Annotated in this window: 20 protein-coding genes and 1 pseudogene; 9 read left to right on the top strand and 12 right to left on the bottom strand. The window is 66.6% G+C overall.

The window, feature by feature from the left end:
* Positions 1-173: 173 nt before the first annotated feature.
* From ACFOOR_RS07725 to hrcA, 6 genes are all read right to left on the bottom strand, one after another.
* On the bottom strand, positions 174-707 hold the full coding sequence (locus tag ACFOOR_RS07725) for a copper chaperone PCu(A)C (protein WP_343164824.1): 534 nt from the start codon (positions 705-707) through the stop codon (positions 174-176).
* Between the two features lie 65 nt (positions 708-772).
* Positions 773-1,801, bottom strand: coding sequence for a tryptophan--tRNA ligase (trpS, locus tag ACFOOR_RS07720; RefSeq protein ID WP_343164825.1), 1,029 nt, complete (start codon positions 1,799-1,801; stop codon positions 773-775).
* Between the two features lie 37 nt (positions 1,802-1,838).
* Positions 1,839-3,383 carry a murein biosynthesis integral membrane protein MurJ gene (gene murJ / locus ACFOOR_RS07715; protein WP_343164826.1) on the bottom strand — a complete coding sequence of 515 codons (1,545 nt, stop codon included), beginning with the start codon at positions 3,381-3,383 and terminating at the stop codon, positions 1,839-1,841.
* A gap of 8 nt (positions 3,384-3,391) precedes the next feature.
* Positions 3,392-6,220 (bottom strand): [protein-PII] uridylyltransferase, encoded by a 2,829-nt coding sequence (locus tag ACFOOR_RS07710; protein WP_343164827.1) that lies wholly within the window; start codon positions 6,218-6,220, stop codon positions 3,392-3,394.
* Between the two features lie 421 nt (positions 6,221-6,641).
* Entirely contained in the window at positions 6,642-7,220 is a 579-nt protein-coding gene (gene grpE / locus ACFOOR_RS07705; RefSeq protein ID WP_343164828.1) for a nucleotide exchange factor GrpE, read from the bottom strand.
* Positions 7,221-7,264: 44 nt separating this feature from the next.
* On the bottom strand, positions 7,265-8,335 hold the full coding sequence (hrcA, locus tag ACFOOR_RS07700; protein ID WP_343164829.1) for a heat-inducible transcriptional repressor HrcA: 1,071 nt from the start codon (positions 8,333-8,335) through the stop codon (positions 7,265-7,267).
* Between the two features lie 124 nt (positions 8,336-8,459).
* Between hrcA and rph the strand changes: the two genes are divergently transcribed.
* Positions 8,460-9,170: a ribonuclease PH gene (gene rph, locus ACFOOR_RS07695; RefSeq protein ID WP_343164830.1), complete on the top strand. Its 711-nt coding sequence runs from the start codon at positions 8,460-8,462 to the stop codon at positions 9,168-9,170.
* Between the two features lie 173 nt (positions 9,171-9,343).
* On the opposite strand, the gene ACFOOR_RS07690 is transcribed toward rph, so the two are convergent.
* From ACFOOR_RS07690 to ACFOOR_RS07680, 3 genes are all read right to left on the bottom strand, one after another.
* Positions 9,344-9,577: a helix-turn-helix domain-containing protein gene (locus ACFOOR_RS07690; RefSeq protein ID WP_343164831.1), complete on the bottom strand. Its 234-nt coding sequence runs from the start codon at positions 9,575-9,577 to the stop codon at positions 9,344-9,346.
* Positions 9,578-9,590: 13 nt separating this feature from the next.
* Entirely contained in the window at positions 9,591-10,142 is a 552-nt protein-coding gene (locus ACFOOR_RS07685; protein WP_343164832.1) for a DUF2975 domain-containing protein, read from the bottom strand.
* A 92-nt stretch (positions 10,143-10,234) separates the two neighbouring features.
* Positions 10,235-10,360 (bottom strand): hypothetical protein, encoded by a 126-nt coding sequence (locus tag ACFOOR_RS07680; protein WP_343164833.1) that lies wholly within the window; start codon positions 10,358-10,360, stop codon positions 10,235-10,237.
* A gap of 161 nt (positions 10,361-10,521) precedes the next feature.
* Here ACFOOR_RS07680 and rdgB point away from each other — a divergent pair, with 161 nt between their 5' ends.
* Both rdgB and hemW read left to right on the top strand, forming a co-directional pair.
* Positions 10,522-11,130 carry an RdgB/HAM1 family non-canonical purine NTP pyrophosphatase gene (gene rdgB / locus ACFOOR_RS07675; protein ID WP_380214208.1) on the top strand — a complete coding sequence of 203 codons (609 nt, stop codon included), beginning with the start codon at positions 10,522-10,524 and terminating at the stop codon, positions 11,128-11,130.
* Positions 11,127-12,287: a radical SAM family heme chaperone HemW gene (gene hemW, locus ACFOOR_RS07670; RefSeq protein WP_343164835.1), complete on the top strand. Its 1,161-nt coding sequence runs from the start codon at positions 11,127-11,129 to the stop codon at positions 12,285-12,287. Before rdgB ends, hemW begins: the two co-directional genes overlap by 4 nt.
* A gap of 9 nt (positions 12,288-12,296) precedes the next feature.
* Here hemW and ACFOOR_RS07665 read toward each other — a convergent pair whose 3' ends face one another.
* Together ACFOOR_RS07665 and ACFOOR_RS07660 are read right to left on the bottom strand one after the other, a co-directional pair.
* Positions 12,297-12,650, bottom strand: a complete 354-nt coding sequence (locus ACFOOR_RS07665) for a hypothetical protein (RefSeq protein WP_343164836.1) — start codon at positions 12,648-12,650, stop codon at positions 12,297-12,299.
* A 9-nt stretch (positions 12,651-12,659) separates the two neighbouring features.
* Complete coding sequence (locus ACFOOR_RS07660; RefSeq protein ID WP_343164837.1) at positions 12,660-13,973, bottom strand: penicillin-binding protein activator; 1,314 nt, start codon at positions 13,971-13,973, stop codon at positions 12,660-12,662.
* Between the two features lie 22 nt (positions 13,974-13,995).
* Between ACFOOR_RS07660 and rsmI the strand changes: the two genes are divergently transcribed.
* The 5 genes and pseudogenes from rsmI to ACFOOR_RS07635 form a co-directional block, all read left to right on the top strand.
* Positions 13,996-14,895: a 16S rRNA (cytidine(1402)-2'-O)-methyltransferase gene (rsmI, locus tag ACFOOR_RS07655; protein WP_343164838.1), complete on the top strand. Its 900-nt coding sequence runs from the start codon at positions 13,996-13,998 to the stop codon at positions 14,893-14,895.
* On the top strand, positions 14,892-15,278 hold the full coding sequence (locus ACFOOR_RS07650; protein WP_343164839.1) for a YraN family protein: 387 nt from the start codon (positions 14,892-14,894) through the stop codon (positions 15,276-15,278). Before rsmI ends, ACFOOR_RS07650 begins: the two co-directional genes overlap by 4 nt.
* A gap of 86 nt (positions 15,279-15,364) precedes the next feature.
* A complete protein-coding gene (locus tag ACFOOR_RS07645; RefSeq protein WP_343164840.1) occupies positions 15,365-16,060 on the top strand; it encodes a BON domain-containing protein in 696 nt (231 codons plus the stop codon).
* A 54-nt stretch (positions 16,061-16,114) separates the two neighbouring features.
* Positions 16,115-17,059: a glutathione synthase gene (gene gshB, locus ACFOOR_RS07640; RefSeq protein WP_343164841.1), complete on the top strand. Its 945-nt coding sequence runs from the start codon at positions 16,115-16,117 to the stop codon at positions 17,057-17,059.
* Positions 17,060-17,228: 169 nt separating this feature from the next.
* Positions 17,229-18,269 (top strand): annotated as a pseudogene (locus tag ACFOOR_RS07635) (YifB family Mg chelatase-like AAA ATPase); the annotation flags it as partial.
* On the opposite strand, the gene ACFOOR_RS07630 reads toward ACFOOR_RS07635, so the two are convergent.
* A complete protein-coding gene (locus ACFOOR_RS07630) occupies positions 18,250-19,764 on the bottom strand; it encodes a recombinase family protein (protein WP_343164842.1) in 1,515 nt (504 codons plus the stop codon). The pseudogene ACFOOR_RS07635 and the gene ACFOOR_RS07630 sit on opposite strands and share 20 nt — an antisense overlap.
* A 406-nt stretch (positions 19,765-20,170) precedes the next feature.
* On the opposite strand from ACFOOR_RS07630, the gene ACFOOR_RS07625 reads away from it, so the two are divergent.
* Entirely contained in the window at positions 20,171-21,883 is a 1,713-nt protein-coding gene (locus tag ACFOOR_RS07625) for a ParB/RepB/Spo0J family partition protein (RefSeq protein WP_343164843.1), read from the top strand.

Here is a 21,883-nt window from a genome sequence, read left to right as displayed (position 1 = left end):
TCTCCGCCGTGCTCCCGCAGGTCTCCGCCGTGCTCCCGCAGGTCCTCAAAAACCTCCGGCAGCGGAAACCATCATGCCGCAATCCGCACATACAAGGATGAGGGAAACTCGAAACCGGCTTTCACCCTCATCCTGAGGTGCCCCGAAGGGGCCTCGAAGGACGAGGGTGTCTCTCAGTACTCGCTGACCTGGCCCGGCGGCATGGACATGACGCGGAAGGTGACGGCAACGTCGCCGGCATTCTGGAAGCTCAGCGTGCCGGTCACCTCGTCGCCCTCGACGACCGTTGGCAGGCCGAACACCATCAGATGCCGGCCGCCGGGCGTGAAGACGAGCGGGCCTTCGGTGCCGAGGATTTGCGGGCCGATCTCGCGCATCTGCATGACGCCGCTTTCGTCCATCGTGTGGGTGTGCAGCTCGACGCGTTCCGCGCCATCGATGCGGGCCGACAGGAGGAGGTCTTCTCTACCTTCCGTCAGATTGGCAGCGAAATAGGCGGCGGTCACATCGCGGCCTTGCGGGTGCGGACGCATCCAGGCGGCGCGGATTTCGACCGACGTCGCCTCGCGGGCCACCACGGGTGTCGCATCGTCCATCGCCGGCATGGCGTCGTGGTTCATCCCGGCATGGGTCTCGGCCTCCTCGCTTGATCCGCCGCAGGCAGCGAGGATGAGGGTGAGCGGCAGGGACAGGATCAGGCGGCGCATGGCGGGTCTCCAACTGGGTCGGGTAATGTCCTAGACGGCGGAAAACGGGCCGTCCATGCGGCAATCTAGCCCCAGAAGCCGACCGTCTTCTTCGCTTCGGCGATGACCGGGGCGGCGACTTCGCGGGCGCGCTGCGCCCCGGCTTCGAGGATGCGGTCGATCTCGGCCGGGTCGGCCATCAGGCGGTTGTACTCGTCAACGACGGGGGCGAGCTTCGCGACAGCGAGGTCGGCGAGCGCCGGCTTGAACGCGCCGAAGCCCTGGCCGCCGAACTCGGCGATGACGTCGGCCTTCGTCGTGCCGCAGAGCGCGGCATAGATGCCGACCAGGTTGGAGGCTTCCGGGCGGCCATCCAGGCCGTCGAGGCTTTCAGGCAGCGGCTCGGGATCGGTCTTTGCCTTCTTGATCTTCTTGGCGATCGTGTCGGCGTCGTCGGTCAGATTGATGCGCGAAAGGTCGGACGGGTCCGATTTCGACATCTTCTTCGTGCCGTCTTTCAGCGACATGATGCGCGTGCCCGCGCCCTCGATGATCGGCTCGGGCAGCGGCCAGAATCCCTCGCAGTCATAATCGCGCATGAAGCGGGCGGCGATGTCGCGGGCGAGTTCGAGATGCTGTTTCTGGTCCTCGCCGACGGGCACCTGGGTCGCCTTGTAGACGAGGATGTCGGCGGCCATCAGCACCGGATAGGTGAAGATGCCGACGCTGGCGCGTTCGCGGTCGGAGCCGGTCTTGTCCTTGAACTGGGTCATGCGCTCCATCCAGCCGAGGCGGGCGACGCATTGCAGGATCCAGGCGAGCTCGGCATGGGCCGGAACGGCGGATTGCGCGAAGATGGACGAGCGTTTCGGATCGACGCCGGCGGCCATGTAGGCGGCCGCGACCGAGCGCACCGCGCCGGGCAGGGCGGCGGGGTCGTGCGGCATAGTGATGGCGTGCATGTCGACGGCGCAATAGAAGCATTCCGCGCCGCGCTCCTGCAGCTTCACCCAGTTCACCAGCGCGCCGAGATAATTGCCGAGATGCAGGTTTCCCGTCGGCTGCATGCCGGACAGGATGCGGTCGGGGCCTTTATAGGCGGGCGCGTCACTCATGGGTCACTCCGGGCGGGGTCTTCAAGGCCCGCGGGGTTTAGCCGCGCTTCAGGGCCTTCCGCAACTCTCCCATCCGTACCGCGCCCGTCGCGAGCGCCAGGGCGGCATAGATCACCCCCCCGATGGCGACGACGGCGATGAGGGCGAGCAGCGTCGAGCCGCCGGTCCAGCCGGTCAGCAGGGCGCGCTGAGTGCCCATGGCTGCGACGGCGGCGCCCATGATGGCTGTCGCAAGCCCGATCCGGACGAGTTTGGATTTGAGGCGCGCATCGAATTCCAGCAGGCCGCGCCGGTGGAGGACCACGCCGAGCAGACCGGCGTTGATCCAGCCGGCCGTAGCCGTGGCGATGGCAAGGCCGACAAAGCCGACCGGGGAAAAGAACAGCCCCAGGCCGAGCGCGATGTTCACGACCACGCCGATTGTGGCGAACTTCATCGGCGTTGAGGTGTCCTGCCGGGCGAAGAAGCCGGGCGAGAGCACCTTGATCAGCACGAAGGCCGGCAGGCCGATGGCAAAGGCCACCAGCGCCGCCGAGGCCATTTCGGCATCGAGCGCGGTGAAAGCACCGCGCTGGTAGAGCGCGGTGATGATGAAATGCGGGATGACGGCCAGGGCCACGGCTGACGGCAGGGTCAGGCCCATGGAGATTTCGAGCGCCCGGTTCATCGCGTCCGAAGCGCCGGTATCGTCACCGGCGCGCAGACGCTTCGACAGGGCCGGCAGAAGCGCGACGCCCATGGCGATGCCGATCACGCCGAGCGGCAACTGGTAGAGCCGGTCGGCATAGTAGAGCCAGGAGCGCGCACCTTCCTGCAGCGTCGCGATCGAGCCGGTGACGACGATGTTGATCTGGGTCACTCCCGCGGCGATCGCGCCGGGCACGCCCAGCACGATCAGGCGGCGCACGCCTGGCGTCAGGCGCGGGATGCGGAAGCCAAGGCGGATGCCGATCCGGCGGCAGGCGAGCCAGAGCCAGAGCGTCTGCACCACGCCCGACACGGTGATGCCGATCGAGAGCCAGAGGACGAGGGTCTCAGGCGGCGCCTCGCCGAAGAAGAGGATGCCGATCAGGATGACGTTGAGCAGGACCGGGGCGGCGGCGGCGGCGGCAAAGCGGTCATGCGAATTGAGGATGCCGCTCAGCATGGCCGAGACCGACATCATCAACAGGTAGGGCATGGTTACCTGCGTCAAGAGGATGGCCAGCTCGAACAGGCCGGGATCGCCGACGAAACCCGGGCCGAGCGCATACATCAGCCAGGGCATGGCGATCTGCGCCGCGACAACGAAGACCAGCATGAAGGTGGCGAGCACGCTGACGACGTCGCGGGCGAAACGTTGGGCCTCTGTTTCGCCCTCGGCCTCCATGCGCCCGGCATAGAGCGGCACGAAGGCGGAATTGAACGCGCCCTCGGCGAAGACGCGGCGGAACAGGTTCGGGAACTGGAAGGCGGTGAAGAAGGCGTCGGCGATCGGCCCGGCCCCGATGGCGGCCGCCAGCAGGATTTCGCGGACGAAACCCAGAAGCCGGCTCATCAGGGTGAAGACGCCGACGACGGCGGAAGAACGAAGCAGGCGCATCAGATCCCCTAGCGGCCGGTGCTGGCGCGGGCACGGGCGAGACCGCGCGCCCTGGCTTCCTCGGCCCATTGCGCCTCCTCCTCCCGCAGGATGGAGAGAAGGGCGGCGCGGACCGGTTCGCGGTCGGCCTCGTCGGTGAGCTTCGCGCCATTCTTGAGGACGTAGAAGACATCGACGGCGCGCTCGCCATAACCATCGATCCGCGCGCCCTGCAGCGACAGTCCGGCATCGGCGAGCACCCGCGCCAGTTCCGACAGCAGGCCGGGACGGTCGCGGCCCGTCGCCTCGATCACGGTCGCGGCTTCGGACGCCGTGTCGTCGAATTCGACGGTCGAAGGCACGGTGAAGGCGGCGGCGCGGCGCTTCATGGCGTGCGGCCCGCGCTTGGCGGGACGGGCAGGCTCACCGGCTGCTGCACGGGTGACCCGGGCCTGCAAGGTGTCGAGGGCGCGGGAGCGGCCGACCCCGTAGGGGCCGCCGGACTCCTCCTGGATCAGGAAGACGTCGAAGGCATGGCCCGACCGCGTCGTCTCGACATGCGCCCCGACGATATTGGCGCCGATATCGGCGAGCGTGGCGGCAATGTCGGAGAAAAGCCGGTCCCGGTCCGGCGCATGGATCAGCACTTCCGTTGCCGCCCGGCGGCGATCGACGCGCACAGCAACAGCGATATCGCGCGTCATCGCGCGGGTGGCGCGCACGAAGAGGGCATGTCGCAACCGGTCTTCCGGGCCGAAGACCAGCCAGTAGGAATCGGGCAATTCCTGCGCCCATTCACGGGCGAAGGCTTCGTCGAAGCGGGCCATGCGCGCGGCGAGCTGGGCGCGGGCCTCGTCGGCCTTGGCGGTCAGGCGCGCCCGGGCCTCGGCTTCGCCGGCCTCGGCGAGCACGCTGTGCCCGTCGGCCAGCACGGCCGCGGTCGCCGAATAGAGATCGCGCAGAAGCTGGGCTTTCCAGCCATTCCAGATGCCCTCGCCGACCGCCCGGATGTCAATGGCTGTCAGGAGCAGCAGCAAGCGAAGGCGTTCGATCGACCCGACGATACGGGCGAAATCGATGATGGTTTTCGGGTCGCCGATATCGCGCCGCTGCGCGGTGTCACTCATTGTCAGGTGCGAACGGACCAGCCAGGAGACCAGTTCGACCTCGTCCTCGGGCAGGCCGAGCCGCGTGCAAGCCTCGGCGGCGCGGATCGCGCCCTCCTCGCACTGATCGCCCTGGCCCTTGCCGGTGTCGTGCAGCAGCGCCGCAAGGTGAAGCGCCCGCCGGTGCTTGATCTGGCCGACGATCTTGGTGGCGAGCGGGTGGTCCTCGGCCTGTTCGCCCTTCTCGATCGATCTGAGCCAGGCCAGCGTGCGCAGCGTGTGCTCGTCGACCGTGTAGCGGTGATACATGTTGAACTGGGTGCGCGCGACGATGTCTCCGAATTCCGGGATGTAACGGCCGAGCAGGCCCGCCTCGGTCATCAGGCGCAGCACGGCCTGGGGTTCCGGGGAATCCAGCAGCGTCGCGAAAAAGCTGCGTGCGGCCCGGCTGTCGGAGCGGAAATTGTCATCGACGAGGCGCAGTGAGCGGCCGATCGCGCTCATCGCGTCGGGGTGCAGATCGGCGCTGTGTTTCGCGGCGATCTCGAACAGGCGCATCATCACGACGGGGTCGGCCTCGATGCGCTTCTCGTCGGCGAAGTCGATGCGGCCTTCGCGCAGGACGAAATCCTCGCCGTCGAGCGTGGCCGGTCCGCCCTCGCCTTCCGGCAGGAAACGGGTCAGGCCGCGCGGGCGCGACTTCCAGGCGTCGGCTTCCAGCTTGGCGCAAACGAGGCGGGTCAGCGAGCCGACATCCATCGCGGTCAGGAAATAGCGGCGCATGAAGCGCTCGACGCCGTGCTCGTTCTCGGCGTCCTCATAGCCCATGCGGCTGGCGATCTCCGGCTGCAGGTCGAAGGTCAGCCGGTCATCCTTGCCGCCGGTCAGGGCGTGGAGGTGAAAGCGGACCGTCCACAGGAAATCGGCGGCTCGCAGATAGCGCTCGACATCATTGACCGTCAGCAGGCCCGCGGCGACCCAGCGCTCGAAGGCATCCTGGCCATAGAGGAATTGCGCCAGCCAGCGCATCAGTTGCAGATCGCGCAAGCCCCCCTTGGAATCCTTGATGTTGGGCTCAACCGTGTAGCGCGAGCGGCCGGCCCGTGAGATCCGGTTGTCGCGCTCCTTCAGCTTGGCCTCGACGAAGCCGGCATGCCCGGCCTCTCCGGCTTCGGCACGCAGCTTCGCCTCGAGATCAAAGGCGAGGCGGGCATCCCCGGCGATCACGCGCAGCGACAGAAGCGAAGTGCGCTCCGACACATTCTCGCGCGCCAGTGCCAGCGTTTCGCCGGTCGTGCGGGCCGTGGCGCCACCGACGACCAGCCCCATGTCCCACAGGCCATAGACGAGGTCCTCGATGAAACGGTCGGCGGCTTGCCCGGCGCTGTCGGCCTTGAGGAAAAGCAGGTCGATGTCGGATGAGGGGGCGAGTTCGCCCGCGCCATAGCCGCCGATCGCGCACAGGCTGACTTGTTCCGCGCCTTCGGGGTTGTGGGTCTCGAGCGCGGCAAACAGGGCTTCCAGCGCCGAATCGGTCGCATTGGCGAGGAAGCGCGCGGCTTCGAGCCCGCCGCTCTTGCCGTCCAGCCGCGCGAAGGCCTTGTCGCGGCCCTGCGTGACGGCGGCTTTCAGGTGGCCAATGGCGGCGAGGCGCGCAGCCTTGTCCGACCAGCCGCCCGCACCCAGCGAAGCGGCGATCTCCGCGCGCAGGCGAAGCCCGTCAAGGGACAGGGGGAGGGCGGCGACCGTCATCGCGCCGGAGACTAGGCTGCGCCGCGAAAAAGGGAAACGGGGTGGATGTGCCGAGTGCGCCTGACGTTGCCCTCCCCCTTGAGGCTTCGACCCGTCCCCTCGGGCGAAACGCTCCAGTGGAGCGTTTCGAGGGGAGAAGGGCCGTGAGGCTGCGCGTCAGCCAGCCGACCGGGGAGGGGGTGTTTTCAATCACCTTTCTCCGACGCCCCCCGGTTTCGCGAAGCGAAGACCGGGGTCCAATCGGGATCCCGGATCGGCTGCGCCGTCCGGGAAACGTCAGTTGAAAGGTTGATGGGGTCCCCATGAAAATGGGGACCTGAAGCATTCACCAGGTTTCGGATTCCCGCCTGCGCGGGAACCCCGGGGAGAGCAGAACGCTCACCCCACCCCGCTCCCCATTTCTAGGGGAAGGGAAAATGGGTCAAGCCTCGACGTCCACACTGCCGCCGGAGGGCTGGCCGCCGCCTTCGGCGGGGCCGGAGGACACCGCGACCATGGCGGCGCGCAGCGTGCGGTCGCCGAGGACATAACCCGGTGCCAGCACCGCGGCGATCGCGCCGGCAGCGTGCTCGGACGGGAATTGCGCCGTGGCCTGGTGCAAATTCGGGTCGAAGGCCTCGCCGGGCTGCGGATCGATCTTCTTCACGCCGTGGCGCTCGAAGGCGGACAGCAGGCTGCGCTCGGTCATCGCCACGCCTTCGACGAGCGTCTTCGCCGGACCCTCCAGCTCGGCCGCCTTCACTGCGTCGAGCGCGCGGGAGAGGTTGTCGGCCACGGCCAGCAGATCGCCGGCAAAGCCCGATACGGCGTATTTGCGCGTGTCGGCGATCTCCTTCTCGGCGCGGCGGCGCGTATTCTGGGCATCAGCCAGGGCGCGCAACATCTTCTCGCGCGCGTCCTCGAGCTCGGTCTGCAGCGCGTCGATCGCCTGTTCGGCGGTGATCTCCGCAGAGTCGTCGGCCTCGGGAATTTCGGTCTCGGGGGTGTTCTTGTCGGTCATGGGCGTCTTCTGAAGCGTCCTTGAGTCTCGTTCAATGGCGGCACTCAGCCGCGCGGCTTCTCGATCAGCCGGCCCATCACGCGGGCGGTATAGTCGACCAGCGGGATGACCCTGGCGTAGTTGAGGCGCGTCGGGCCGATCACGCCCAGCGCGCCGACAATGCGGCGGTCCTCGTTCATATAGGGAGCGACGATCACGCTGGAACCCGAGAGCGAGAAAATCGGGTTTTCCGCGCCGATGAAGATGCGCACACCCTGCCCGTCGCGGGCGCGGTCGAGCAGGGAGATCAGGCCTTCCTTGCGTTCGAGATCGTCGAACAGCATGCGGATGCGTTCGAGGTCCTCGGCGGCCTGGAAATTGTCGAGCAGACGGGCGCGGCCGCGCACGATCAGATTGCGTTCCTCGCCGCCGGCCCAGTCGGCGAGCCCGCTTTCCACCAGGCGCGAGGCGGCCTCGTCGAGCTGGGCGCGGCGCTCGGCGATCTCGCGGCGAATCTCGTCGCGCGCCTCGGTCAGGGTGCGCCCCTTCAGGCGTGCGGACAGGAAGTTGCCCGCTTCGATCAGCGAGGCGGTCGGCAGGCCGGACGGCGCGGTCATCAACCGGTTCTCGACGCTGCCATCGGCAAAGACCAGAACGGCGAGCGCCTCGGTCGCGCTCATCGGCACGAATTCGACATGTTTGAGCGGGGCTTCGCGCGCCGGCGCCAGGACGAGACCCGCCCCGCCGGCGAGGCCGCCGAGAAGGGAGGAGGCTTCCGACAGCAGGTCCGGGATCGACTTGCCCGTCCCGGCCATGCGGGATTCGATGTCCTTGCGCTCGTCGCCAGTCAGTTCGCCGATCTGCAGCAGGCCGTCGACGAAGAGGCGGAGGCCGGCATGGGTCGGCATGCGCCCGGCGCTCTGGTGCGGCGCGGTGAGCAGGCCCAGCTCGGCGAGATCGGCCATGGTGTTGCGGATCGAGGCCGGCGACAGGCCGACACCCTCGATGCGCGACAGGGTGCGCGAGCCGACCGGCTCGCCGGTGGCGAGATAGGTTTCGACCAGTTCGCGGAAGATGGCGCGCGAACGGGCGTCGAGGTCGGTCAGGGACGGGGCGGGCCGTGTCAGCTCACTCATGGCGGTCATCAGTTAGGATGAAGCCCGCTCCGGTGCAATCTCCGCGCATGGGCAGGTCCGGCTTTACCCGGCGGGGCGAGGCGGTTAAGCCCGCGCGGAAACACAGACCAGAGCGAGGAAGACCATGCGACCCGACGGACGGACTGCCGACACGATGCGGACAGTGGAATTGATCACCGGCGTTTCGCCTTATGCGGAAGGGTCGTGCCTCGCCAAGTTCGGCAACACGCATGTGCTGTGCACCGCCTCGGTGGAGGACAACATCCCGCCCTGGCTCAAGGGCTCGGGCAAGGGCTGGGTGACGGCGGAATACGGCATGCTGCCGCGCGCGACCCATACGCGCGGCCGGCGCGAGGCGGCGGCGGGCAAGCAGTCCGGCCGGACGCAGGAAATCCAGCGCCTGATCGGCCGTTCGCTTCGTGCGGTGGTCGATCTCAGGGCGCTCGGAGAGCGCCAGATCACGCTCGACTGCGACGTGATCCAGGCCGATGGCGGCACGCGCACGGCAGCGATCACCGGCGCCTGGGTGGCGCTGAAACAGGCGGTGAACTGGCTGATCGAGGAAGACGTGCTTGGCAATGACCCGGTCTATGGCCAGGTCGCGGCGATCTCCTGCGGCGTGATCTCCGGCGAGCCGCGGCTCGACCTCTGCTATGAGGAGGACCGGGTGGCAGAGGCTGATGCCAACTTCGTGCTGACTGCGGAAGGCGGGATCGTCGAGATACAGGCCACCGCGGAAGACAAGCCGATCCCGGAAGACGCCTTCGGCACGCTGTTCACGCTCGCGAAGACGGGTGTTCGCGAACTCTGTGACATCCAGAAAAGCGTGGTGTAATAAGGATGATGAAAGGCGGCGGGAGCGCGCTGGGGGGCTGAAAAAGGCCCGTCCGGCTCTTGGGAAGGGGCTATGGACCGAACAGGCCCGCCCCCGCCGCCTCTCACAAGGCCCTTCGCGGTTTTCCCCGCGAGGGGCTTTCCTCTTGCCGGCCTGTCTGAAGGCTCGACGGCCTATCCGTCGTCGTCCTCGGCGCCCGGTTCCGACTCGTCATAGGTCAGAAGGTCGCCCGGCTGGCAGTTCAGTTCGCGGCACAGCGCTTCCAGCGTGGAAAAGCGTACCGCCTTGGCCTTGCCCGTCTTCAGGATGGACAAATTCGCCATCGTGATGCCGACGCGGTCGCACAATTCGGTGAGCGACATCCGCCGTTCGAGCAGCATCCGGTCGAGGGTGACGCGAATGGCCATGTTTCGCGCCTCCCTAAATCGTCAGTTTCTGTTCCTGGCGCATTCTCGCGCCTTCCCGGAACACTTCCGAAAGCACCAGGAGCGCGATCACCGCGAACCAGGCCGCCAGGTTCAGATCAAACTCCACACTCAGTTCGACACCGCCCTCCACGGGCTGGCCGAACATGGTGAACGCCATCGCCAACAGCCCCTGGGCAGCGTAGGCGACCAGTTGATACAGACCGATCGCGACGGCGATGACCCGCAGATGGCCGGCATTTTCCGGCACGAAGGGATCGCCCGCGATCAGGGTCGCGAACATCCGCCGCAGCCGGTCCGTGATGATCATCAGGACGATGATCTCGAGGACGAAGAGCGGCAGGACGATCACATGGTACCGGCTGAGACGCTCCAGACCCTGCTGCAGCGTATCCGGCGCGATACCAAGAAAACTCAACGCCGTCAGGCCGAGAGACAATGCCGTTCCGATCGCCGAGACGACCAGAAGGGCCCACAGCACATACCAGGCAATGTCGAGTGCCCATTTGAGGATCGCGACCAGCGAGATCCGTCTTGTTTGTGCCATTCCCCAGCCCCTGGTGTTCCGCCTCAGGGTCTGCCGGTCTGGCGCGAAGGGGAGATCGCCGCGCCGGCAGCCCTAGAGACGTTCATTCCCGATCACGCAAACGCCGGAGCGATTGCCGCGATCATCGCCGCGCCGACAGACAGGACGAGGACCAGATTGATCATCACCATGCCGGCCTGACGGACCGAACCGTTATCGTTGTTTTTGGACCTGACCATTTTCATTTCTCCATTACCAGTGTTCGACCAAACCGTTTGAGTTTGTTACCCGGACGATCATTGTCGCCGTCCGTGGATTTATCGATAAACGTGAAAATCGGACGGCGCAAGCGAAAAATATCGTTTTTCGATATGAATTTTTCGAAAGGCGATATGAAAATCTGGAGAAATCGCCCGTGACGCGAAATTCGGACTGGTTGGTCGCAACCCACAATTCAGGTAAAATCAAGGAGATAGCGGCGCGGCTCGCGCCGCACGGCGTGTCGATCACGTCTGCTGCAGACGCCCATTTACCCGAACCGGACGAGACAGGGGATTCGTTCGCCGCCAATGCCGCCCTCAAGGCCGAAGCCGCGGCAAATGCCTCGGGGAGGCCTGCCCTGGCTGACGATTCCGGGCTTTCGGTCGCCGCGCTGGGCGGGGCACCCGGAATCTACTCCGCGCGCTGGGCGGGGCCGGAGAAAGATTTCTTTTCAGCCATGAAACGGGTCCATGACGGGATTCTGGAGGCTGGCGGATCGGCGGACGCGGCTTTCGTCTGCGTCCTGGCGCTTGCCGAACCGGGCAAGCCGACCCGGTTCTGGGAAGGCCGGGTGGAGGGGACGATCGTGTGGCCGCCGCGCGGAACGGCCGGTTTCGGCTATGATCCGGTCTTTGTCCCTGCGGACCATGACCGGACGTTCGCGGAAATGACGCTGGACGAGAAACAGGCGCTCAGCCATCGCGGGAGGGCGCTGAACAGGATGGTGAAGGAGGTGTTCGGGGAATGAGCGGCGTGTCTGCCCCGCTCGGTCTTTATATCCACTGGCCCTATTGCCGGCGGATCTGCCCGTATTGCGACTTCAACGTCTACAAGGCGCGGGGCCATGACACCGATCTCACAGATGCGTTGATCGCCGACCTCGCCGGATGGGCGGATATCGCGGGTAAGCGAGCATTCACTTCCATCCATTTCGGGGGCGGCACGCCCTCGCTGATGACGCCGCGCGATGTCGAACGGGTCATCGAGGCGGCCGACCGCCTGTTCGGGCTCGAGACCGGGGCGGAGATCGGGCTCGAGGCCAATCCGGCGGAGGCCGTGGCCCTGCCGGACCTCGCCCGGGCCGGGATCAATCGTTTGTCGGTCGGGGTGCAGAGCCTCGATGACCGGGCGCTGGCCCGCCTCGGACGCGACCACGACGCGGCCAGGGCGATCGAAGCGGTCGGGATTGCACAAACTGCCGTGGAGCGGGTCTCGGTCGATCTGATCTTCGCGCGCGAGGGGCAATCCCTGGCCGATTGGGAAAGAGAGCTCACCGCCGCCATTGCGCTGGGGACCGGGCATGTCTCGGCCTATCAGCTGACGCTGGAACCCGGCACGGCCTTCGCGAAGCAGGCCGAGACCGGACGGCTGACCCTGCCGGACGGCGATGCGGCGGCCGACTTCCAGGAACTGACCTATGGCGTGCTCGGGGCCGCCGGACTGACCCCGTACGAAATCTCCAATTTCGCGCGGAAGCCGGACGACCGCTCGGTGCACAACTCGCTCTACTGGACCGGCGCGGACTGGATCGGCATCGGGCCGGGCGCGCATTCGCGGCTGTTCTCGTCAACGACGGGGGGGCGGCTCGCCGCCGAGGCGAAGGAGAGGCCGGGCGACTATATCGCGGCGGTGCGTCAGGCCGGGCGGGGCAGCGAGGCTGAGATCCGCCTGACACCGGCCGAGGATTTCGCGGAACGCGTCCTGATGGGGCTGCGGATCGCGGAAGGCATCGACCGCGCCGCGCTGACGGCGGCCACCAGGCTGGCGCTCGACGCGGTGCGGCTCGAAACGCTGGCCGGCGATGGCTGGATCACGGTGACGCTGGACCGGGTCATGCTCACAGCGCAGGGACGGCTGCTCGCCGACCGGATCGGCGGCGAACTGGCGGAACCGCAAGCGTCCTAGAGAATTGGCTCAGAAATCGTCGGGCTGCGGCTGGCAACGCGGCCAGACCTGCCGCGCGTAGAGGAGGTCGTGAAGCAGCTTCTTGCGCAGTTCAGGGTCCGCCTCGGGGAAGGCCGCGACGGCATTGAAGCCGTTCTCGACCAGTTTGGGCAATTCCGGATGGCCTTCGCTGACTGTCGAGACATCTTCCGACTCGCCCATCCACAAGACGCTCACCAGTCCGCGCCCCGACTCCATCGTCCGGGACAGAAGGGCGTAGACGCCCGGCCCGGCCGGCGGCACGTCCGGTTGCTGGTAGACGTTGAATTCGACGCGCGCGTCGAAGGTGCGCATGCCGAGCTTGGGCGACGGAAATCCGGTCATGTCGGGTCTCTAGAATCCGGTGAGTTCGAAGGAACGGGGCGCTGGATCGATCGTCTCGATGCCCGAGGGCCGGACCTCGAAAATGGCCAGTCCGCGCTGGATTCGGCCAGCGGCGTTGAAGCGGAACAGGCCATCGGCGCCATAGAAGCCGTCCGGAGTCTCGATGCCTTCCCGCGTGATGCCGTCCTCGCTGCGCGCGAGGAAGACGGTCAGCAGGACCGCGTCATAGGCGTGGCTGGCAATACGCGAGGGTTCCTCGCCCCAGGCGTCGGCATAGGCGGTATTGAAGCGGGCGCGGGCTTCCGGGTCCGGTCCGGCAAACCAGCCGCCACGCAGGGCGGGCTCGCGCACCGTCTCAGGATCGTTCCACAGGCCGGTGCCGAGGAATTTGACCACCAGCGGATCGACGTCGTGATAGGGCAGAAGCGGGGCCAGCGTGCGCAGGCGGATTCCGCCTTCTGGCAGGATCACGGCCTGGAAGGGCGCGGTCGGAGACGGTTCCCAGCCGCCGCGGGCCTGACGCTCGATGGCTTCCATCGCGCCAAGGCTGGTGCGGCCCATCCGGGCCAGGCGTCCGGCCGCCGATGTCATCGCCTCGACGCCGCCGGAATAGTATTCCTCGCCCACGACCTCACTGGCATTCAGGTGCGCGGCATCGCGCAGCGCGGTTGAAACCGCCTCGCCATAACGGCCCGACGGTCCGAGATAGGCAAAGCGCGACGCGCCCTGCCGGGAGACGTATTCGACCAGGCGCGCGACTTCGATGTCGGGCGGGAAGCTGAGAAGGTAGACGCCATTTCCGGCGGCCTCGCCATCGGTCGAGAAGGCGATGACCGGGATATCGTATTCACGCGCGACCTCGCCCGCGGCGATGGCGGCGCTGCCGAAGAGCGGGCCGAGAATGATGTCGGCACCGTCGGTGATTGCGGCGCGGGCGGCGGAGCGGGCGCCCGAGGGGGTGCCGCCGGTATCCTTCGGAATCAGGACAACGTTGGTATCACCGCCCTGGAAGAGCGCGAGCTGGGCGGCATTGAGCAGTCGCAGCGCCTCGGTGCGGGCCCCTTCATTGTCCGACGAGAAGGGCAAAAGGATGGCCGCTCGGACGAGGTCGCGATCTTCCAGATGCGCCGGGGTCAGGCCGGTGTCGCGCTGGGCGGCTGGCGGCGTTTCGGGCTGCGGCTCGGGCTGACGCACCGGTTCCTCGACCGGCGGCGGTGTGTAGGAAGGCGGCGGAGACGGGGGCGGTGCAGGCGTTGAGGCGCAAGCGGCGACCAGCCCGGTCAGCACGGCGACGACAAGAGGCCTTGGAAGGAGGCGCGACACGCGCAAGACTGTCCGCGAGATCATGAGCAACCCGTCTGAGAATATGTCCGGCGAAGCTAGCCGCCCGCACCCGCCGGGGCAACCGCCCGAACCGGGTCTGCACCTGGTCTCGACACCCATCGGCAATCTCCGCGACATCACGCTGCGCGCGCTGGACACGCTGGCCGGGGCCGATCTGATCCTCGCCGAGGATACGCGCGTCGCCGCCAAGCTGCTGTCGGCCTATGGCGTTTCCGTGACCGTCTGGAGTTTTCACGACCACAATGAAGACAAGCAGGCCGCAATCATCCTCGACCGATTGCGGGCGGGAGAGCGGATCGCGCTGATTTCCGACGCCGGCACGCCGCTGGTCTCCGACCCCGGGTTCAAGCTTGTGCGGGCCGCGGTGGCGGCGGACCTGAAAGTGCATGTCGTGCCGGGTGCGTCCTCCGTGCTCGCCGCGCTGTCGCTGAGCGGATTGCCGAGCGACGCCTTCTTCTTCGGCGGCTTCCTGCCGGTGAAATCCGGGGCCAGGCAGGCGCGCCTCAATGCCCTGAAAACCGTGCCCGGCACGCTGATCCTGTTCGAGACCGCACCGCGCCTTGTCGCGTCTCTGGCCGACATGGCGGTCGTGCTGGGCGATCGGCCGGCGGCGTTGACGCGGGAACTGACCAAGAAGTTCGAGGAAGCCAGACGCGGGACACTGGCGAGCCTTGCGGCGCATTACGAATCGGCGGGCCCGCCCAGGGGCGAGATCGTCGTCGTGATCGGCCCGCCGGAAGACACCGAAGCGGCGTGGGACGAGGTCCGCTTGGATGCGGCGCTGGCCGACCGCATCCCGGCTGCCGGGGTGAAGCAGGCTTCAGCGGAGATCGCGGCCCTGTCGGGCTGGGCGAAGCGCGACGTCTATGCCCGCGCGCTCGAGCTGAAGGACCGGGCGTGAGCGGGAAGCGCCGCCGCGCTGAGGCGCGCGGGCGGCGCGCCGAAACGCTAGCCGCCCTGTGGCTGATGGCCAAGGGCTACCGCATCATCGCCCGCCGCTACCGCTCGCCGCTGGGCGAGCTCGACCTGGTCGTCCGGCGAGGCCGGGTGCTGGCCTTTGTCGAGGTGAAGCAGCGCGCCCATGCCGGTGCCGCGCTGATCGCGGTCGGCCCGAAACAACAGCAGAGACTGATCCGGGCGGCCGCGGCCTTCCGTACGCGGCACCGGTCGCTTGCCGAACTTCAGCCGCGATTCGACCTGATGGTGATGACGCCCGGGCGCTGGCCCGAACACTTACGCGGGGCGTGGCGCCTGGAAGGGCGCGATGCCCTGACATTGAGCTGACTCCGGCGCGCCGGCGTTAACCGTCTGGAGTCGCGTGCGAGTCAGGCTCCGGCCATCCGATTCGGTCGACCAGAAGGATCCCCCCGATGTTCTCCCGCCTTGCCGTTCTCGCCGTGTCCGGCGCCCTGCTCGCCGGCTGTGCCGCCTTCCAGCCCGAGCGAAGCGTCGGGCGCGGCATCGACGACACCAATGCGTCGCTCTCGATCAAGTCCGCCATGCTTCGGACCGAAGGCTATGCGCTGGACAATGTCGATGTCGAAGTCACCGAGGGGATCGCGCTTCTGACCGGCACGGTGCCGCGCGAAGCCGACCGCCGCATGGCCGAATGCCTGGCCTGGTCCGCCGTGGCGGTTCGCTCGGTGGAAAACGAGGTCGAAGTGACGAGTCCGGAGAATTTCCGCGACCGCAGCCGCGATTACTGGATCGGACAACAGGTACGCTCGCGGCTGCTGCGCGACCGGTCGGTGCGCAGTGTGAATTTCAATGTCGAGGTCGAGGGTGGACGCGTCTATCTGCTCGGCGTCGCCCGCACGCGCGGCGAGCTCGAACGTGCCGCCGGCCATGCCGCCCTGGTCGACGGGGTCAGCGACGTGATCACCTATGTCCGCGTCGCCGGCGAAACCGCCGAGCCGGTCTCGCGCGGGGCGCGCCAGGCTGCCGTGTGCGAAGGCGAAGCCGCACCGGTCCGGTCCGGCGAGGAGGCCGAACTGCTGGGGGCCGCGCCCGACATGGCGCCGCCGGAAGAAGTGCGTGACGCGCCGGTGCGTCCGATTGATGATTGATCCCCGGCGTCCCATATCGGGCGCAGACAATCCGGTGCGGACGGGGAAATGAGCATGGCGCTACGCGTTGCGGTCCAGATGGATCCGGTCGAGACCGTCAATATCGACGGCGACACGACTTTCGCCCTGATGGAGGCGGCGCAGGCGCGCGGCGCCACCCTGTTCGAATACCAGCCGCAGCATCTCAGCTGGCGCGAGGGCCGGATCGTGGCGCGGGCGCGTCCGGTAACCGTGCAGCGGGTCAAGGGCGACCACGCCGCGTTCGGCGAGCGCCGCGAGATCGATCTGGCCGAGGATGTCGATGTCGTCCTGATGCGTCAGGACCCGCCCTTCGACATGGCCTACATCACCGCCGCCCACATTCTCGAGGAGCTGAAAGGACGCACGCTCGTCCTCAACGATCCGGAATGGGTGCGGTCGAGCCCGGAAAAGCTGATCCCGCTGAAATTCCCGGAGCTGATCCCGCCGACCCTGATCACGCGCGACATGGCGGCGATCCGGGATTTCCGGGCGCAGCACAAGGACATCATCGTCAAGCCGCTGTTCGGCAATGGCGGGCTTGGCATTTTCCGGCTGAAGCCCGACGACGGAAATCTTTCCGCGCTGACCGAGATGTTCTTCGCCCAGAGCCGCGAACCGATCATCGTGCAGGCCTTCCTGCCCGCCGTGGCGGAAGGCGACCGCCGCGTCATCCTGATCGACGGCGAGGCGGTGGGTGTGATCAATCGCCGCCCGCAACCGGGCGAGACCCGCTCCAACATGCATGTCGGCGGCACGGCGGAAGTCGCAGAGCTCAGCGAGACCGACCGGCGCATCTCTGCCGCGATCGGCCCGCTGCTGAAGGAGCGGGGCCTGGTCCTGGTCGGGATCGACGTGATCGGCGACCGGCTGACCGAGATCAACGTGACCTCGCCGACCGGCGTGCAGGAGCTGAAACGCTTCTCCGGCGTCGATGCTGCAGCGCTGTTCTGGGATGCCGTGCAACGCCGCCTTGGCTGATCCCGCGGGGGTTGAGTTGTTCACAAAAACGCGCGCGGGTTGACTCTGCGCCCGCTTTGTTCTTTCCTTGTTCCGGTTTTGATCCGTCTTGTTTCCGGCCTCCTGTGGAAAACTCCATATGGGGCATGGGGTTAGACGGATCGCTTCATCCGGTTTGACGGGAGGGGGCATGAGCGCGCGTACGACCACCGTGGCCTATGAAGGCGCCGAGGCGCGCCGCGTCGACGTCCAGGTGCAGATCGTCGATGCCCATTTGCCGACCTTCACCATCGTCGGACTGGCCGACAAGGCCGTCGCTGAGAGCCGGGAGCGGGTCCGCGCCGCCTTCGCGGCGATCGGGCTTTCGCTCCCCCAGCAACGCGTGATCGTGAACCTTGCCCCGGCCGACCGGCCGAAGGAGGGGGCGCATTTCGACCTGCCGGTTGCCATCGGCCTGATGGCGGCAATGGGGGTGGTGCCGTTCGAAGCGGCGGAACGCGCGCTGGCGGTCGGTGAACTGGGACTGGACGGCACGATCGCGCCGATCCCCGGAACCCTGCCCGCGGCGCTGAAGGCCGCGGAACTCGATCTCGAATTCATATGCCCGGCGGCGTCAGGCCCCGAAGCCGCCTGGGCGGGCGGGGATCTCCCCATCCTCGCCCCCTCTTCGCTGATCCAGCTGGTCAATCACTACAAGGGCGTTCAGGTGCTGTCGCGCCCGGCCCCCGGCGAGCTGATCGACGGTCTGCCCGAGGCTGATCTGCGCGATGTGAAGGGCCAGGAGGGCGCCAAGCGCGCGCTCGAAATCGCCGCGGCCGGCGGGCACAACCTCCTCATGGTCGGCCCGCCGGGTGCCGGAAAATCGATGATGGCGGCACGCCTGCCCGGCTTGTTGCCTCCCCTGGATGCCGGTGAACTCCTGGAAGTGTCGATGATCCAGTCGGTCGCGGGCCTGCTCGAACGCGGCACGCTGTCGCGCGCGCGGCCCTTCCGGGCGCCCCACCACTCCGCCTCGATGGCGGCGATGGTCGGGGGCGGGCAGAAGGCCAAGCCGGGCGAGGCCAGCCTCGCGCATCACGGCGTGCTGTTTCTCGACGAATTGCCGGAGTTTCACCCCCAGGTGCTCGACAGTCTGCGCCAGCCGCTTGAGACAGGGGAGATCGTCGTCGCCCGCGCCAATGCGCACATCACCTATCCGGCCCGCTTTCAGCTCATTGCCGCGATGAATCCGTGACTTCCTGTTGCCTTTCGTCCGCCAGTTCCCTGGAAGGGACATAGTGCAACGAGAGCTCTATGTCCCTTTCACCAATCTCGATCTTTTCCACGATGGCTTCGATGATCGAGACCTTGTCCTCGAAGGTAAGGTCGTCCCAACGGCCATAAAGATCGCGGGCACCGGAGATCACTTCCTCGCTTGAGAGCCGCGACACCTTGAGCGCGTCGATCTTGCCCATTATCTGCGGGATCGCGGTGTCGATCTCCTTCATGCGGGATTTCTTCTCGGTATAGAGCTCACCGAAGGCCTCCCGGGACATGGTCTCGTCCATATAGTCCCGGTAGATGCGGTCACACTCGACCTTGAGCTGGGCCTTCTCTGCCTTCAGGGTTTCGATCTGGTTCGAGTGATCGACGATCTCCTGATCGGCATTCGCGAGGAAGGCGGACAGATCTTCCTCCGACCAGAAGAAGCGCTTCATCTCGTCGCGGAAGACCGCTTCGAGATCGTCGACCGGCATTTTGTTGCGGCATTTGCCGCAAGCGAATTTATGCGTGCCGGTCTTCACATACATCTTCCCGCCACAGGCGCAGATCGTCTTGCCGGCGAAGAGATACTTCCCCTTCGGCCCGACATTACGCCGCGCGGATTGCGCTTCGAGGATGGCATTGCATTCCGCCCAGAGGCTGGCACTCACCACGGGCTCGACCTTCTGGATGACCCATTCGTCGCGAGGTTTGTACGCCCAGGTCTTGCCGTTCGTCTTATGGGGGCGCTGCGTCGTATAGTTCGCCCGGTGCTCCCCTTTGGCGGTTGGATCGCGCAAGAGCCGGTCGATCGTCGTGTCGGAGAACTTCGCTCCCGTTCTCGTGCGGAAGCCCTGCTCATTGAGGAGCTGCGCGACCGTCTTCTTGCGGCGATGTTCGAGATAGAGTTCGTAGATGAGCTTGCGGACGGGGGCCTCCTCTGGATGAGGTTCGAGCTTTCCGTCGATCCAATCATAGCCAAAGCTCGCCGGTCCGCCGGTGTTCTTCCCGAGCTTGGCGCGGATCGGAACGGAGGCCGCCACGCGGTCGGCGATCTCCTCTCTCTCCCACTGCGCCATCGCCGCGATCATCGTGTAGAAAAGACGCCCCGAAGGCGTTGATGTGTCGATCGCCTCGTAGAGCGAGACGAGGTCGGCCCCGTAGCGGTCGAAATACTCCGCGAAATCGAGGAGCTCGCGGGTGTTGCGCGCGAGACGCGCAAGCTTTGAGAAGATGAGCCCGCGGATGCGGCCGGACTTCACATCCTCCATCATGCGCTGGGCTTCACCATGCTCGACAACAGATTTTCCCGATACGCCCGAGAGATCATAGACCGTCCCGACGATCCACCCTCGCGCGGCCGCATACATCTTCGCGCGCTCAAGGTGGTGTTCCGGGCTCTCGCCTTGCGCCTGGTCCTCGGTCGAGACCCGGATCCAGATACCGACTATGTGTCCGACGTCCTTGTCGCTTCCATCCCGCATCACCGCGCCTCCTTCAATTGAGATGTGTGCAGTATCTCATAATTGTGCGTTCAATTAAACTAAAGAAGCGCATTTTATACACTACAGTTTCTGTCGTGCCCGAATCTTTTCATTCGTTGACTTTTATCCGAAAACTGGAATGAGGCTCGATTTCTGCCGGTAATTCAGCTCCTTGAGTCCGGGCCTGTCAGGGGCTCCGGGACCTTTCCGGGCTGATCCGTGCCGTGTCAGACCGGGCGCCCGGCCTGGCGCAACGCCTTCTTCGAGGCGTCCTTCGCTGCGCTGCGGTCCGGTTCTGCCGGATGCGCCGACCGGACCCCGGTCCGTTCAGGGCCGTCTCCGCCGCCCGGAAGGTCCGGGGCTTTTCCCGACGACCGGTGGCGGCTTCAACAAGGAGACTGACCCCATGCATCTCACACACATCGAGCTCGACCAGCTCATCGTCTCTCCCGTCAACATGCGCGGAGGACGCAGACAGGCTTCGATCAAGGACATCCTGCCGAGCGTTAAAAAGCGCGGCATCCTGACCCCGCTTCTCGTCCGCCCCAATGGCGAGGACGGCATGTATGAGATCGTCGCGGGCAAGCGTCGCTATCTCGCCGCCAAGGCCGCCGAACTTTCAGGGCCTCTGCCGTGCGCTATTCTTGAGGAGGGCGACGATGCCGACGCGCTCGAAGCCTCGCTCATCGAGAACCTCGCCCGCCTCGATCCCGATCCGATGACCGAGTTTGAGGCCTTCGCCCGGCTCGCGCGTGAAGGACGCAGCGTCGAGGACATCGCGGCAACCTTCGCGGTCTCGCCCGCCCTCGTGCGCCAGCGCCTCGCCCTCGGCAATCTCGCGCCAAAAATCCGCATCGCCTACCGTGCGGGCAAGATCGACGCCGAGAGCGTGCGCTACCTCACCCTCGCCACTAAGGCGCAGCAAACCGACTGGCTCGCCCTCTTCGAGAATCCCGAAGCCCGCGCGCCGCGAGGCTACGCCCTTAAACGCTGGCTCTTCGGCGGCGAGGATATCGCCACCAGCGCCGCTCTCTTCGATCTTGATGCCTATCCCGGCCGGATCGTCACAGATCTCTTCGGTGAAGCCTCCTATTTCGACGACGCGGAGAGTTTCTGGTCGCTCCAGAACGCCGCCATCGCCGAACGCAAGGCCGCCTATCTCGCCGACGGCTGGGCCGGTGTCCGCATCTATGGCCCCAACGATCGCTATGAACGCTGGAACGAGCACGAGGTCGCGAAGTCCGACGGCGGTCACATCGTGATCGAGGTCCATGCCAACGGCGAGGTCTCGATCCATGAGGGCCGCCTGTCGCAGCGCGACTACGCGAAGAAGATCGCTTCGGAGCGCTCTGAGGACGCCAACATCGAGCAACCCGCGAAGCCCGAGATCACGCAGACGATGAGCGACTATCTTGCGCTCCATCGCCGGGCCATGGTCGGCGCCGAACTCCTCACCGCCCCCGGCGTGGCCCTTCGGCTGGCGGTCGCCCACCTCATCTCGGGATCGGGTCACTGGAATGTCCGACCCGATCCTGAGCGCGCGCTGAGCGAAGCCGTCGCCGCCTCGATTCGTGCGTCGAAGGCCAACGGAGCGCTGGCTGCGGCCCGTGAGGCGGCCGCCGAGACACTCGGATTGCCTTTCGTGCCCGACACGCTCATCGCCCGTCCGGGCAGGGGGGCGTCGCTCAGCGGGCATTTCCGGACGCTGCTGGCGCTCGATGACGCGACCGTCCTTTCCCTCCTCGCCCTCGTCATGGCCGAGAGCCTTGAAGCGGGCGGCGAGGGCGTCGAGGCCGCAGGCTGCGCTCTCCAGGTCGATCCCGCCACCTGGTGGTCGCCGGAGACGGCCTTCTCGAACCTCCTGCGCGACCGGGAGACGGTCGACGCCATCCTCGGCGAGCTCGGCGGAGAGGCGGTCTTGACCGCCAATCTCCACGAGACGCTCAAGACCAAGAAGGCCATCGTCGAGGCCTATCTCACCGGTGAAGGCCGCGAGAAAGCCTCGGGTTGGACCCCGCGCTATCTCACCTTCCCGATGGCAAGCTACACCTCCGCAGGAGCCGGACGGCTTGAAGCCGTGAGCCAATCGGCCGCCGAGGCCATGGCACGCACGGATTAG

Source organism: Hyphobacterium vulgare (assembly GCF_042643335.1).
GTDB lineage: Bacteria > Pseudomonadota > Alphaproteobacteria > Caulobacterales > Maricaulaceae > Hyphobacterium > Hyphobacterium vulgare.
This window is presented reverse-complemented; position numbering and strand designations above follow the sequence as displayed.

Coding starts and splice junctions, on each gene's coding strand:
- ACFOOR_RS07725 (WP_343164824.1), bottom strand. CDS start 707: ATGCGCCGCCTGATCCTGTCCCTGCCGCTCACCCTCATCCTCGCTGCC.
- trpS (WP_343164825.1), bottom strand. CDS start 1,801: ATGAGTGACGCGCCCGCCTATAAAGGCCCCGACCGCATCCTGTCCGGC.
- murJ (WP_343164826.1), bottom strand. CDS start 3,383: ATGCGCCTGCTTCGTTCTTCCGCCGTCGTCGGCGTCTTCACCCTGATG.
- ACFOOR_RS07710 (WP_343164827.1), bottom strand. CDS start 6,220: ATGACGGTCGCCGCCCTCCCCCTGTCCCTTGACGGGCTTCGCCTGCGC.
- grpE (WP_343164828.1), bottom strand. CDS start 7,220: ATGACCGACAAGAACACCCCCGAGACCGAAATTCCCGAGGCCGACGAC.
- hrcA (WP_343164829.1), bottom strand. CDS start 8,335: ATGAGTGAGCTGACACGGCCCGCCCCGTCCCTGACCGACCTCGACGCC.
- rph (WP_343164830.1), top strand. CDS start 8,460: ATGCGACCCGACGGACGGACTGCCGACACGATGCGGACAGTGGAATTG.
- ACFOOR_RS07690 (WP_343164831.1), bottom strand. CDS start 9,577: ATGGCCATTCGCGTCACCCTCGACCGGATGCTGCTCGAACGGCGGATG.
- ACFOOR_RS07685 (WP_343164832.1), bottom strand. CDS start 10,142: ATGGCACAAACAAGACGGATCTCGCTGGTCGCGATCCTCAAATGGGCA.
- ACFOOR_RS07680 (WP_343164833.1), bottom strand. CDS start 10,360: ATGGTCAGGTCCAAAAACAACGATAACGGTTCGGTCCGTCAGGCCGGC.
- hemW (WP_343164835.1), top strand. CDS start 11,127: ATGAGCGGCGTGTCTGCCCCGCTCGGTCTTTATATCCACTGGCCCTAT.
- ACFOOR_RS07665 (WP_343164836.1), bottom strand. CDS start 12,650: ATGACCGGATTTCCGTCGCCCAAGCTCGGCATGCGCACCTTCGACGCG.
- rsmI (WP_343164838.1), top strand. CDS start 13,996: ATGAGCAACCCGTCTGAGAATATGTCCGGCGAAGCTAGCCGCCCGCAC.
- ACFOOR_RS07645 (WP_343164840.1), top strand. CDS start 15,365: ATGTTCTCCCGCCTTGCCGTTCTCGCCGTGTCCGGCGCCCTGCTCGCC.
- gshB (WP_343164841.1), top strand. CDS start 16,115: ATGGCGCTACGCGTTGCGGTCCAGATGGATCCGGTCGAGACCGTCAAT.
- ACFOOR_RS07630 (WP_343164842.1), bottom strand. CDS start 19,764: ATGCGGGATGGAAGCGACAAGGACGTCGGACACATAGTCGGTATCTGG.
- ACFOOR_RS07625 (WP_343164843.1), top strand. CDS start 20,171: ATGCATCTCACACACATCGAGCTCGACCAGCTCATCGTCTCTCCCGTC.